Origin of the sequence: Vibrio sp. 10N.239.311.G01, from assembly GCF_041465805.1 — a bacterium.
GTDB classification, from domain to species: Bacteria; Pseudomonadota; Gammaproteobacteria; order Enterobacterales; family Vibrionaceae; genus Vibrio; species Vibrio crassostreae_C.
Genome location: NZ_JBFSRM010000004.1, coordinates 173,220 through 186,145, shown reverse-complemented (window position 1 = coordinate 186,145; position 12,926 = coordinate 173,220). Strand labels below are relative to the sequence as shown.

The 12,926-nt window shown below is 43.1% G+C and carries 11 protein-coding genes; 4 read left to right on the top strand and 7 right to left on the bottom strand.

What is annotated here, in order from left to right; all coding sequences use genetic code 11:
• The first annotated feature begins 201 nt into the window (after positions 1-201).
• Positions 202-2,061: a helix-turn-helix domain-containing protein gene (locus AB6D06_RS04975; RefSeq protein ID WP_372109983.1), complete on the top strand. Its 1,860-nt coding sequence runs from the start codon at positions 202-204 to the stop codon at positions 2,059-2,061.
• A 28-nt stretch (positions 2,062-2,089) separates the two neighbouring features.
• On the opposite strand, the gene AB6D06_RS04970 is transcribed toward AB6D06_RS04975, so the two are convergent.
• Positions 2,090-2,956 carry a LysR family transcriptional regulator gene (locus tag AB6D06_RS04970; RefSeq protein WP_372109982.1) on the bottom strand — a complete coding sequence of 289 codons (867 nt, stop codon included), beginning with the start codon at positions 2,954-2,956 and terminating at the stop codon, positions 2,090-2,092.
• 141 nt (positions 2,957-3,097) lie between these two features.
• Here AB6D06_RS04970 and AB6D06_RS04965 point away from each other — a divergent pair, with 141 nt between their 5' ends.
• Complete coding sequence (locus AB6D06_RS04965; RefSeq protein ID WP_372109981.1) at positions 3,098-3,472, top strand: nuclear transport factor 2 family protein; 375 nt, start codon at positions 3,098-3,100, stop codon at positions 3,470-3,472.
• Positions 3,473-3,676: 204 nt separating this feature from the next.
• Here the strand turns inward: AB6D06_RS04965 and proX are convergent, their stop codons facing one another.
• Genes proX through proV form a run of 3 tightly spaced genes read right to left on the bottom strand, consistent with a single transcriptional unit; the run spans position 3,677 to position 6,962 of the window.
• Positions 3,677-4,684, bottom strand: a complete 1,008-nt coding sequence (proX, locus tag AB6D06_RS04960; RefSeq protein ID WP_017065955.1) for a glycine betaine/L-proline ABC transporter substrate-binding protein ProX — start codon at positions 4,682-4,684, stop codon at positions 3,677-3,679.
• A complete protein-coding gene (gene proW / locus AB6D06_RS04955; protein ID WP_372099714.1) occupies positions 4,677-5,771 on the bottom strand; it encodes a glycine betaine/L-proline ABC transporter permease ProW in 1,095 nt (364 codons plus the stop codon). The genes proX and proW overlap by 8 nt, the downstream gene beginning before the upstream one ends.
• Before the next feature lie 3 nt (positions 5,772-5,774).
• Positions 5,775-6,962, bottom strand: a complete 1,188-nt coding sequence (gene proV / locus AB6D06_RS04950; protein ID WP_372099713.1) for a glycine betaine/L-proline ABC transporter ATP-binding protein ProV — start codon at positions 6,960-6,962, stop codon at positions 5,775-5,777.
• 640 nt (positions 6,963-7,602) lie between these two features.
• Here proV and AB6D06_RS04945 point away from each other — a divergent pair.
• Positions 7,603-8,340, top strand: a complete 738-nt coding sequence (locus tag AB6D06_RS04945; protein ID WP_372109980.1) for an HAD-IIB family hydrolase — start codon at positions 7,603-7,605, stop codon at positions 8,338-8,340.
• A gap of 49 nt (positions 8,341-8,389) precedes the next feature.
• Here the strand turns inward: AB6D06_RS04945 and AB6D06_RS04940 are convergent, their stop codons facing one another.
• From AB6D06_RS04940 to AB6D06_RS04930, 3 genes are all read right to left on the bottom strand, one after another.
• The gene (locus AB6D06_RS04940; RefSeq protein WP_029236446.1) at positions 8,390-8,602 is read right to left on the bottom strand and encodes a TIGR02450 family Trp-rich protein; all 213 of its coding nucleotides are present in this window, start codon (positions 8,600-8,602) and stop codon (positions 8,390-8,392) included.
• Between the two features lie 141 nt (positions 8,603-8,743).
• A complete protein-coding gene (locus AB6D06_RS04935; protein WP_017060333.1) occupies positions 8,744-11,191 on the bottom strand; it encodes a molybdopterin guanine dinucleotide-containing S/N-oxide reductase in 2,448 nt (815 codons plus the stop codon).
• Between the two features lie 22 nt (positions 11,192-11,213).
• Positions 11,214-12,308, bottom strand: a complete 1,095-nt coding sequence (locus tag AB6D06_RS04930; RefSeq protein WP_017060332.1) for a NapC/NirT family cytochrome c — start codon at positions 12,306-12,308, stop codon at positions 11,214-11,216.
• Positions 12,309-12,615: 307 nt separating this feature from the next.
• Between AB6D06_RS04930 and AB6D06_RS04925 the strand changes: the two genes are divergently transcribed.
• Positions 12,616-12,891, top strand: coding sequence for a nitrogenase-stabilizing/protective protein NifW (locus AB6D06_RS04925; RefSeq protein ID WP_017065367.1), 276 nt, complete (start codon positions 12,616-12,618; stop codon positions 12,889-12,891).
• Positions 12,892-12,926 lie beyond the last annotated feature (35 nt).

Sequence of the window (12,926 nt, the reverse complement as noted above, 5' to 3'; positions counted from 1 at the left end):
ACAAGTGTCTAGGCAAAAAGCCATAGATTTGACGTCACTAATTTGGCACTTAGCCTATTAGGGACATGCGCAACATACAGTTCAAATAATCCGAACAATTAACATCTGTAAAAAACAAATTACTGAAGATGTTAAATAGAGAATCTGATGTCTAAATTAGAATCAAGACATTGAGTTAATTATCAGAAGGTTAATGTTTTAATGAGTGAGTTTTCACAGTTGTTACGTAACTTCAGAAAGGAACTTCAATTTACACAAACAGAGTTTGCAACCTACTTAAATCAGCTGGACGACGAGTTTAATGCGGTTGACGTCGTAACGATAAATCGTTGGGAAAACAGTAAGGTAAAGCCTAGTACATACAAAGCACTCAAGATCTTACAGTACCTTGGCGGAGATTTGTTTGAGACAATAAAGAGCTTTAAATCCGAACAAAAAGACACACTAATCGAACTGTTTTTAAACGAATCCTATGGCTCATTTCAAAGTAGAATTTCAGCTCTATCAGGCCTGAATCAACAACAAGGCAAACGCAACTTTAAGTCACGGCCTTTAATGTCAGAGCCGTGTGACACTGGCGTTATCGACAGAATCAAACTACTTTCTAAATTCACAAAAGTCGATATTTCGCCATTGGACCAAATTGATTTATATCTCTACTACTGTGAGAAAAAAGCACATGGTCACAAACTGATCAATGTAGATGGTGACATTGTGAGTCACAACGTAGGCTTTTTCTTTGAAGACCATCAATTTGAAACATTAAAAACTCAAGAGCTAGATCTAAGAATGGCCTGCTCTTTAAATTCAAGCAAAAGCATAAATTATTTTAATATAAGCTCACACTCAGAGACAAAAGATCATGTTATTGAGCATATAGTTTCAGATATACAGTTACTTTCTCAGAACAAAAACATTAAAAAATATTCTGTTTTAGTAAAAGACCCCAATATGATGAGACTCTTGAAGAGTGTGGGGTTTGAAGTATTTAAGTTTTCAGAACCTTCTGCTAAAAAATGTAATATTACATTCAAAAATAAATATTATAGCTACTGTATATTAACGATTGATAAAATAGACTATCTGACTAATCGGAACGTAATGTCACTAATCAAAAATGAATATTCTACCATGATGAAATTTCCGCAATTACTGCGCGAAGCGCGCAAAAAATTGAAGTTAACGCAAAAGGATTTTGCGGCATACATTAATCACTTAGATGATGAATTCAGCTCTGTAGATGTCGTAACGATAAATCGATGGGAAAATAGCAAAGTAAAACCAAGTAATTACAAAGCCCTAAAGCTATTGGACTGCCTTGGTCTGGACTTGTATACAACGTTGAAATCCTTTGATTCAGAAGATAACGAAGACAGTGCATTACTTGAAGACTTCCTTCGTGAGAGGTTCTTTTCGTTTCAAAGCCGAATATCGTCTATCTCTAAAGGGGAAATAGAAGAAGGCTGCGACTGTCAGATCATGCCACTAATGACAGATCAGAATGACAAAGCAGTAATAGATAGAATAAAGCTGATTTCACAATATACAAAGATGGATCCTTCAGCCCTTGATACCATAGATCTGTTTCTCTATTGCAGTGAAAAAAAGGCGCATGGCAGAAAAATGGTCGATGTTAATGGCGATATTGTTAGTCATAGCCTAGGTTTTTTCTTCAACGAAGAGGTGTTCGAGCAATACCAAAATAAGCATCTACATATTAAGCAAGCTTGCTCTTTAGAGTCTAATCATAACTTAAATTACATTGTGGTTAGCGGTCACTCTGAGAAGCGCGAACAATCTATTGCGAACCTGATTTCCGATATGAAGCTTCTTGCAAGAAACACTAAGATTAAAAAGTATTCCATGATCATAAAGAACCCAAGTGCATTGGAACTTATGAAGAACATCGGATTTGAAATATGGAAGTTTTCAGAACCAACAGAACAAAAGTCGAACATCACCTTCAAAAACAAAAACTACCGCTATTGCGTACTGACTATCGACAAGATCGAATTACTGAGTAATAAACATGTTATTTCTTTTATTAGTAAATATGGTTAAGCACCGGATTTTACCAACGATAGAAAGCTTATACTAAATTCTGCTTAAGCTTTTCTTCCAACGCTTGGATACACAGCTTGATGGCGATAGGCGTATTTGAAGCAAATGGGTTTAGCGCATAAACCGTGTTGGTGGGTAATTCAAAGCTTGGCAGCACGTCGACAACATCACCAAATAACTGAGGAATGCAGAAATCTGGAATCACACCGATACCAACACCTGATTTAATCAGTGCAAGGCAACTGTGGAACGAATTGGTGACGCAACTAGCTTGCTGTTGGTAGACAAAGTCCTGCTCAGTTTGAGAACTAAAATGATGAGTCACCTGCTTTCCCTGCCAAGAGTTTGCAATGTAAGGAATCGATTCAAGCTCACGTTCACGCATGCTTTCAACGCCACATAACACATCTTTAAACTCACCTAAACGCTTTTGCTTTAAGTTACTGTCACGAGAACTGCCCACTCGTACCGCGAGATCAATATCGTGCTCCATGAAGTCTAAATGCTGATCGTCGCTTATCAGTTCTGGCTTTAACTTCGGATATTGTTTCATCAGATCGGCAATAACAGGCGCTACCAATAAATCCATCAAGGCATTCGGAGCTGTGATACGAATCCGGCCTTGTGGCTCTTCTAGCTCGGCTTTTGCCATATCCCAAGCCGATTCAGCGATCACATTGATGTCTTTGCAACTCAAATAAAAGCGCTCACCCATGCTTGTCAAAGTTTGTCTTCGTGTTGTGCGTTTAAGGAGAGAGGCGCCTAACTCTTGTTCTAGAATTTTGAGATGTTGACTGACGACAGATTTAGACAACTCTAACTTTTCAGCCGCAGCCGAGACTGAACCCTGATCTACGATATGAGCGAAAATCGACATCTGCTTTAGCTTACTCATCTTATTGTTCTCTTTTTACAAACAGTATTTTCCATTATCTCTGTTTTTAAAATCAATTTCCAAGACTAAACTCAATTCAACTTATCGAAATACCAAATAAAAAAGACAGTGCTCGAAACAAGACTGTTATGGAGAAAGACAATGTTAGACCACCAAATTTTAGAAGCATGTAAGCAAGGCATTAACGCGTGGCAAAAGGCTTTCAACAACCAAGATGCGAAAGGTTGTGCCGATCAATATACTAAAAGCTGTGTAATGGAAGCGCGTCCATTTGGTACTTTTGAAGGTCATGAAGCGATTCAAGCATTTTGGCAAAACATCATCGACCAAGGTTTCAAAGACGTTGATTACACCGATGTAAAATGGGAAGAGCACCCAGACGGCGGTTACATTCTTACCGCGAGTTGGACAATGAACAAAGCGTTTGGCGTTGTACATCATGAACACTGGGCACTTGAAGCCGATGGCTGCGCTCGCTTAGTCAGCGACAACTTCGAAGTTCAAGGCGAACGCTAGAGCTGTAATTAACAGCTAGAAGCTCAAAAATAGAAACAGAAAACAAAAAGCCAGCAATCCAAATGGACTGCTGGCTTTATAATGTTCACTCTTGTCGCCCTTTCACTTGGTTTGAAGGTGATTGAGTGACTCTACACAATCACTCAACACGCTCATCATTTCAAATCAAAGTGTCTGGTAAGACAGAACAAATACAAGTCAAAGTTACAGTGCTGCTTTCTTCGCTTCTGTAATCCAACCATCGAACGTGCTTTGGTTCGCTTTGATCCAACCGTTTACGTGCGCTTCGATATCAGCAGAGCTGTTCTTACCTTTACTCATCATCATGTTCTGAGCGCTTACATCATTGATGTTAAGTTTGATGATTTCAAAAAGCTTCGCTGCTGATGGGTTGTTCTTAGCAAACTCTTTATTCGCAATAATGCGCATTGAGTTCATTTCGAAGCCGTAGTTTTTGCCGTTAGATAGCGTCGTATCCACGTTCGAACGCTCGCCAGGAAGTGCTGAGAAAGGAACTTCTAACCAAACTACATCTTCGTTAGGCACCAATACGCCACTTACCCAGTAAGGTGTCCACGTGTAGTAAAGGATTGATTCACCCTTTTGGTAACGAGAAATTGTATCTGCAATGATTGCAGCGTAGTTACCTTGGTTGTGAGTTACCGTATCGTCCAGTTTGAACGCTGAAAGTTGGTGTTCAATCACCATCTCACAACCCCAACCTGGGTTACAGCCTGTTAGGTCTGCTTTGCCATCACCGTCCGCATCAAACAGCTTCGCGATTTTTGGATCAGTTAATTGACCAATGTTGGTGATGTTGTACTTTTCAGCCGTTTTCTTATCAATTAGGTAACCTTGAGCAGCGCCGCTTACATATTGGCCTTCACGGTAGAATTTCTCATCACCACCTGCCATTGTGTATTTATCAGCATGAAGCGGGAACCAACCTACCGTTAGGAACGTTGCGTCACCCTTTGCAATCGAGGTGTAGCCTACGTTGTAGTCCACTTCTTGAGTTGATTTCACGTCATAACCCAGTTCTTCTAGAGCACGGTTAACGATCAATGTTTGGAATGTCTCTTCCGCTACAGACGATTGAACAGGCTGAACTGATACGCCATCACCCGGTAGGCTTGCTGCCCACACGTTAGTCGATACCGCTAATGTAGAAACGATGCTTACTGCGAGTTTACTCTTCCATGAATTATTCATTAGTGTTTTTCCTTAATTGAAGTTCTGATTTGTTACCGCGATTAAGTACATTCAGTACAAGGGAAACAGGTCCCATGCGATACCAGCGTAATTTTGTATTACCAGCGTTGACACCCAGTACTTGGGTGATGCGGTCTAATAAAATGGCTAAGATAACGATACCTAAGCCACCAACAGCGGCCAGTCCCATATCTAAACGGCCAATACCTCTCAGTACCATTTGACCTAAACCGCCTACCGCAATCATTGATGCGATAACCACCATAGATAGCGACAACATCAGTGTTTGGTTCACGCCCGCCATGATAGTTGGCAATGCAAGTGGCAGTTGAATTCGGTAAAGCATCTGCTTTTTGCTTGCACCGAATGAGTGACCCGCTTCGATCAATTCTTCCGGAACTTGCTGAATACCCAAGATGGTCAAACGAACAACAGGAGGAAGTGCGAATATGATGGTCACCACGACACCCGGAACGTTACCGATACCAAACAACATGACGATCGGTACTAAATAAACGAAGGCTGGTGTGGTTTGCATAGCATCCAAAATTGGGCGCACGAATTTAGCCGCCGTGTTACTTCGAGCGAGCCATATCCCCATGGGTAAGCCAATCAATAGGCAGAAGAATACGGATGTCATGACCAGTGACAATGTGGTCATTGCTTCAGACCAAGCGCCAATCAAGCCAATGAAAGTCAAAGATACGGCCGTTGCAACGCCAAGCTTCAAGTTTGAAAACTGCCATGCCACTAGAAACAAGATGATCAACATGAATGGTGCTGGCGTAGACACCAACGCCGTTTCAAATGAACTTAGGATAAAATCGATAGGCACACGGATTGCCTGGAATAATGGGCGTCCGTGCTCAACTAACCAATTCAGTCCAGACTCAACCAAAGTGTCAACAGGCAGCACAGCCTCTGCAAAAGGGTCAAGTGGATCAAAAGGTGTCGTTTCAACGGTTTCGCTGCTTAACCAATCCGCTGACGGTGAGGTATCAGCGGATTGACCCCAAGGATCACTTGCAGGTTGAGCTGCAGGAGCCGATTGAGACCATGGGTCATTATTTGTTTGTTCAGACGACATGATCTACCCCTTATCCAATGTTTGTAACAGTCGTGACTTAGTCACCACGCCAAAGTAATTACCTTGCTCATCCACAACAGGCACTGAGTAAGGCACACCACCAACTAGGCCAAGCACATCATTGATTGGTAAATCAGGGTTCAGCGTTAGTCCATCATCGAGCTGCGCGCTCACTAATGATTTGTTCTCTTTGTGAGCTTTGCGAAGAGAGTCAATAGAAACAATGCCGGAGTAAAGGCTGCTCTTCTCAACAACGATGCCGTATTCACGGTCGTTATCCATTAGGATTTGCAGAGCGGAAGCTGGGCCGTCGTGTTCTGACTTTTTAAATACCGCAGCCGGTTTCTTACGCGCAATGTCTTTCACAGTAAGTACGCTTGCGACATTTACACCACGGAAAAAGGCTTCGACATAGTCGTTCGCTGGGTTGTTAAGAATTTCGTCTGGTGTGCCCACTTGAACCACTTCGCCATTTTGCATAATCGCAATTCGGTCACCGATACGCATCGCTTCATCCAAATCATGCGAGATAAAAACAATGGTTCGTTTATCGTCATTTTGAAGGCGAATAAGCTCATCTTGCATTTCTGTACGAATCAAAGGATCGAGCGCCGAGAACGCTTCATCCATCAACAAGATATCTGGGTCACATGCTAGTGCACGAGCCAAACCAACACGCTGCTTCATACCACCAGATAGTTCATCTGGGTAAGATTCTGAATATGCGCCAAGGCCAACACGTTCAAGTGCTTCAAGTGCTGATTGCTTTCGTTGCTCAACTTCAACACCCGCAAGCTCTAGACCAAATGCGGCATTCTCGATGACCGTCATATGCGGCATCAAAGCGAAATTTTGGAAAACCATCGAGATGTTGTTGCGGCGAACTTCGCGGAGTTCATCTTCTGAGATGTGGGCAATGTCTTTGCCTCGAAGAAGCACATTGCCTTTGGTTGGTTCGATCAAGCGGTTAAGAAGGCGTACTAGGGTTGATTTGCCAGATCCTGACAGTCCCATTATGACGAAAATCTCGCCTTCTTGGATACTAAGAGAAACATCGTTAACGCCGATCGTTAGCCCTGTTTCTTCGAAAACTTTATCTTTATTTGCGCCTTCATTAATCATTGTAAAAGCACGGTCGGTGTCTTCACCAAACACCTTGTACAGTCCCTTAACTTCCAGTATGGGATCCATGTAATCTAATCCTTTCTCAGTTATTTAAACTTAAATTGGTTATTTAAACCCGAAAAACAATTAGCACTCTAAGTAATTGACACGTGTAAATCAAGGTTCTTCGCTCGGTAAAACAAGGCAACAGACTGAAACCAGACCAGCAACAACAAGACCAAAAAATAAGCAAAAACAAAGCAAGCCACTGATAATAAAAGGGATAAATTAGATAAGCGTACGGCCAATATTATGTATTACGTAGTCGTAGATTATTGAATATTAATTTTACATTAGAGTGATTAATAGGCTGAATGAACCAACAAAAGCCACAATTAGTTCGTGCACAAACAATTCGAATACGAACTATTTATTAAGCTTTCATGATGTTTCCGAGGCGAAAGTTCGCTCGATAAAAAATATAAGATCAACTCTCAATCTCTACCTAAAAACCAAAGGTCAACCGGCTAAAGTCAGCGAGTTGAAATCAACCTTTTCAACCAAGAATTTTAATACGTCACACCAACTGTGATACTTGCTGCAAACTGCCAATTGGTGATTATCTAAGCTGAACTTCAACTTGTAGAGTGCTCATTGCTGAGCCATTCTTTATAAAAGAAATAAGCATTTTCCCGTGACGAAATAGAGAAAAAGACAAGGAATTCGAATGATAAAAATGTTGGTGTGTGACTTTGACGGTACGCTTGATGGAGGCTCATCTCACGGTGTTAACCAGCTATTTGATTACCTCACAGAACAACCTGATATTCGCTTTATCATCGCGACAGGAAGAACATTACCTTCGATTCGAATGGGTTTAGAATCGGATAACTACCCGAAGCCACACAGTATTATTAGCGATGTGGGCACCAAAATTCATCATGTTCATTCCCAAAAACCAGACCATGTTTGGCATAACCAACTGGAAGCTTCTTGGAACAAATCAAGGGTAGAGACGGCTCTCGCCCCCCTTGATTTTATGGGTGATCGCATAGAAAACCATCAAGGCGATTACAAGATCACCTTTGAAGGAAAGCTTTCAGAGCCTCAACACGAACTGATTGAATCTAGTTTGGAGATCCACGGATTAGATGTTCACCTTACTTACTCTCATGATTGGTACTTAGATATCACACCAAAAGGCGTTAACAAGGCGACTGCGATTCACCACCTACTCGAACAACACGATTTGAGCGTTGCAGAAGTGTGCGTCGCAGGTGACTCAGCTAACGACACCTCAATGCTCACCATTGAAGGCGTAAACTCGATACTGGTTGCTAACCATTACCCAGAGGTTGCTCACCTATCGGATAGAGACAACGTATACACGAGTAGAGCAACCCATGCGGAAGGTGTTCTTGAAGGGCTCAGATATTGGCAACAGAAGTCGTCGAGTATCCGATAAACAGCAGTTCACCATGAACAACAGATTCTGATCAAACAGGCTTCTAGCCCTACTTCCAGCCTGGGAGCCAATTTTGATTATCAGTAAGCTCTCGCCAATTGATGTCTTCTTCTCGTTTGGTCATCACCGCTTCTATCAAACAACGAATAACCTCCCCTTCTTCAAACTCTACCTCTGTGACCATAAAGTGTTTTTCTTTCTTTACAGGGCTAACGGCCGTCCATTTACTGCGAAGTAGTTTCTTTGGATTGATTCGATTCATGAGTTTATTTCTCGCTTAGATGTCATTGATTATTATGGATTGTCTAGCCGACACTGAGTAATAGTCTTCGTCGCAAGAAAAGGATCAAAAAAAGCCAGCGATTAGGCTGGCTTCATTCAGTTAGCTATTACTTGTTAAAGATTAGCCGTTTTTAGGTGGATCAAATGCCGTGAGTTCTAATACTGGACCTGTGTATTTTTCAATCTTCACAAGCGCAGAGTTTGCAGCACAGCCATTCGCCAAACGAGAAGTCGGGATATCCAACGTAAGCACGTTACAGCCACCGTTTTTACATAGACCTGTGTCTTTATCTAAATCAGGCCAACCGCCTTCATGGATACATACAGAGCCTTGTTTGATGCCATCCGTCACTAATGCACCCACCAATACTTGTCCACGACCATTATGTGCACGAACCAAGTCACCCGTTTTAATGCCTCGAGCTTTCGCATCTTCAGGGTGAATTGAAATCGGCTCACGGTCTGCAATCGCATACTCTTCGCGGATCTTCGCGTAGTTGAACTGGCTATGCAGACGGTGCGCGGCGTGCGCTGTCATCAGTTGCAGTTCGCCATCTTTAGCGTTGCCTGTGTACTCTGTTGGTTCTAACCAAGTTGGGTGTGCAGGGCAATCATCTAGTTGGTAACCTTCAATGGTTCTTGAGAATATCTCGAACTTGCCACTTGGTGTACCTAGTGGGTTCATGATTGGGTTCTCACGAAAATCAGCGTAACGAACAAACTGTGCGTTCTTCTCGTTCCACTTCATCTCGATCAACTGATTATCTTCCCAGAACTTGCTGAAGTTAGGCATTACGATACGCTGACCACGACCACCTTGCTGTGCGGTTTTGTAAAAACCATACAGCCATTCCATCTCGGTCTTGCCTTCGGTGTACACATCACGACCACCCGGAGCAAGTAACTCAGACATGTCCGCAAATACATCGAAATCGTTACGAGCTTCACCTTGTGGCTCAACCACTTTCTTCATTGGCACTAAGTGTTGGTTACTGTAGTCACCCGTCATCGTCATATCATTACGTTCAAACGATGTAGTAATTGGCAGAACAATATCCGCGTGCTTAGCTGCTGCTGTCCAGTAAGGTTCTGAGATAACAATCAGCTCAGGCTTTTGCCAAGCTTTGATCAAGCGGTTGGTATCTTGGTGGTGAGTAAAGTTCGCACCGCCTGCCCACCAGATCATTTTGATCTCTGGGAACGTTAGGTTGTGACCATTGTGATGGTAGCTTGAACCCGGGTTTTCTAGCGCTTCAACAATACGCGCTACAGGGAATGCGTTCACAGATCCTGAAACAGCCCAATCGTTACCCGCCGAAGAACCACCGCCAAGTGACGCTGAAATCGCAGGAAGTACGCCTGCATCACGAGCAGGGTTACCACCGTTTGAGTAGTGGTAAGAAAGACCGAAACCACCACCAGGCAAGCCAACTTGACCTAGCATTGTCGCTAGCGTAACCAACATCCAGTGACGTTGTTCACCGTATTGTTGACGCTGCATACCCCAGCCAGACATCAGCATAGTACGGTTCTTACTGAAGATATCCGCAAGTAGCTCAAGCTGCTTCACTGGCACACCACAGATCTCAGACGCCCACTCAGCAGATTTTTCTACGCCGTCTTCCTTACCCATCAAGTAAGCTTCGAATACGTCGTAACCTGTTGTGTATTTACCCAAGAATTCTTTATCGTGCTTGCCCTGTTTCACTAACGTGTGTGCGATACCCATCATCATGGCTACGTCAGTCATTGGGTGAGGAGCAATCCACTCTGCGTTGTCACCAAAAAACTCGATAGTCTCAGAGCGCATTGGGTCAATCGCAATCACTGTCTTGCCCGACTTCTTCAACTGGTGGAAGAACTCAAGACCTGCACAGTCGGTTGAGCTCCAAGCGATCTTCAAGGTGTTAATTGGGTTTAGGCCCCAAAGTACCACCACATCACTGTGCTCAAGGATAACTGGGTAAGTCGTCTGCTGTTCATACACCTCAATCGAACCCACAACGTGCGGCATGATAACTTGCGCAGCACCTGTTGAGTAATCACCTAAGTGACCAGAGTAACCACCAGCCATGCTCATATAACGTTGTAGAAGCGTTTGCGCTTTGTGCAGAACACCACTTGAACGCCAGCCATAAGAGCCTGCGAATACAGATTCCGCACCGTGCTCTTGACGAATACGTGAGTGTTGTTGGTGAATCAATTTGTACACTTCATCCCAAGAGATACGAACAAATTCATCACTACCACGTACACCTTCAGGTGCAGATGGGTTAGCCAAGTAGCCTTTACGAACCATAGGGTACTTAACACGCGCTTTGGTGTGTACTTGATCAGGGCCTGTGGTCTGCAGGCTATTTGGAACCGTTTGTGCCAGTGCATTCGTCGTCGACACTAACTTGCCATCTTTCACTTCACACAGCATTGGTCCCATACGACCTGATGTTAGAACACCAGAACCACGTTTGTCCGAAGCAATTGCGCTCATCGGCGTCAAAGATGTGAATGCCAACGCACCAGCTGTAATACCTGTGCCTTTCATAAATCCACGACGTGTCATATTAGTCATAATTTTATCCTTCTAATTCTCTTTAGTGACCAACAACGTCTTTCGCGTGGTTTTGGAAGTACTTAGTCAGCAGCTCAAGGTTTTGCTCAGAAATGTCTGTACGGTCGCCCATACTTTTCGCAACAGGTCCCCAAGCATTCACAGTGAAGTGGTTTGAAGGAATTTTCGCGTGACACGTTGCACAGTAAACGTTGTCCAACTCTTCTGCGTAAGACCAGATTGGGTCTAGTTTATCGACAACTGGAGAAGTGATATCACCCGTTAGCGCAACTGAACGCCACTCGTTACCGTAAGCATCGGCTTTATAGTCACCAGTAGTCAGTGCTTCTTGACCTTTGTCTGTCAATGTCGCAACGATTGCACGTTGGCCTTCACCGAAGTAAAGCACTTGCTCTGCACCTTTCATTTGGAATGCATTCAAAGTCACAGTACGGTTGTCGCCTTCAGCCTTAACCACTTGCAGTTCTGCTGTTGGGTTTACACTGCCGAAGTCACCCATTGCGATATCGGTTACTGGGTAAACCACTTTCGCATCTGCTGGCGTGTTTTTCGTAAATGCGATCAGGGTATCGAACGCTTTGCTATCTAGCTGAGCTTCAGGAGCAAAATGTGCAACGCCTTTGTGACAATCGATACACGTTTGGTTATTTTCACGACCATAAGCATGCATTTTTGCTGCATCACGAGATTGCTCGAACTCTTCCATTGCATCGAATTCGTGACAAGAGCGACAAGTCGCTGAGTCATTCTCGCGGAATTGAGCCCAAACTGTCTCAGCCATCTCTTCACGGTGTGCTTCATATTTCTCAGGCGTGTCTATCTTACCTGAAATAAATTCGTGGTAGATGTCTTTGGACGCTCTTACTTTGGTGATCACGTAGTCAATCGGATCAGTTGGAATGTGGCAATCGGCACATTCAGCTCGAATGCCTTTTGCGTTACTGAAGTGTACAGAACCTTGGTATTCTTTGTGGGGTGCTTCCATTGTGTGGCAAGAAACACAAAACTCAGTGCTCGATGTATAGTGCATAACGGCTGCAGTTCCCCCTAAGGTTAACCAGCCAATACCTATACCAACCGCCGCTATTAGTGCGATATAACGTTTTTTTATTGTCATAATTCTTAATCATCTTCAACAATTGGTTACAATTAAGATCAGAATAGTACTTTAGGGGTAGATCAGTTTGATTTGGATCATAAATCGCATTCTGAGGAACAAAGATTGAACCTTTATGAGAACCCAAGGGCACTTCACGAAATTATTCCCCACCAGATACAATCACCCACCAAATAAGAATCGACGGCTAAATATCTATTATTGATTAATCTAACATCAACGAGACAAAACGGCTTTCTAAGTCAAAGAAGTAAATTGTAAATCTATTACAATATTGGCTATCTATTTTTCATAAACTCCTCACTCAATGAACCAAACAGAATTCCAACAAAAAATGGCGAGTTTCACCTCGATTGAACAAGCGCTTGATTACTTCGAAATTGGCTTTGATAGCAAGTTCATCGACCAAAATAGAGTCGAGCTTATGAAACGCTTTAATGGTTATCTGATCCTGTCAAAACCCGATGATTGGTTCTCAGGAAGAAGAGCGCTGAAAAACGCTTATTGTAAGGTTCAACGCAGCAAGTTAGATCGCCACACACGTTCAGCCTGTCGTGGGTGTACAACTTGTCAGCGTCGATAGATAGGAAGTACTGCTCAAAGTAGAGAACTAAAAAG

Bases quoted from the DNA above. Each gene is read 5' to 3' on its own strand.
- AB6D06_RS04965 (WP_372109981.1), top strand. From the start codon at position 3,098: ATGTTAGACCACCAAATTTTAGAAGCATGTAAGCAAGGCATTAACGCG.
- AB6D06_RS04945 (WP_372109980.1), top strand. From the start codon at position 7,603: ATGATAAAAATGTTGGTGTGTGACTTTGACGGTACGCTTGATGGAGGC.
- proW (WP_372099714.1), bottom strand. From the start codon at position 5,771: ATGTCGTCTGAACAAACAAATAATGACCCATGGTCTCAATCGGCTCCT.
- proV (WP_372099713.1), bottom strand. From the start codon at position 6,962: ATGGATCCCATACTGGAAGTTAAGGGACTGTACAAGGTGTTTGGTGAA.
- AB6D06_RS04970 (WP_372109982.1), bottom strand. From the start codon at position 2,956: ATGAGTAAGCTAAAGCAGATGTCGATTTTCGCTCATATCGTAGATCAG.
- AB6D06_RS04925 (WP_017065367.1), top strand. From the start codon at position 12,616: ATGAACCAAACAGAATTCCAACAAAAAATGGCGAGTTTCACCTCGATT.
- AB6D06_RS04940 (WP_029236446.1), bottom strand. From the start codon at position 8,602: ATGAATCGAATCAATCCAAAGAAACTACTTCGCAGTAAATGGACGGCC.
- AB6D06_RS04935 (WP_017060333.1), bottom strand. From the start codon at position 11,191: ATGACTAATATGACACGTCGTGGATTTATGAAAGGCACAGGTATTACA.
- AB6D06_RS04975 (WP_372109983.1), top strand. From the start codon at position 202: ATGAGTGAGTTTTCACAGTTGTTACGTAACTTCAGAAAGGAACTTCAA.
- AB6D06_RS04930 (WP_017060332.1), bottom strand. From the start codon at position 12,308: ATGACAATAAAAAAACGTTATATCGCACTAATAGCGGCGGTTGGTATA.
- proX (WP_017065955.1), bottom strand. From the start codon at position 4,684: ATGAATAATTCATGGAAGAGTAAACTCGCAGTAAGCATCGTTTCTACA.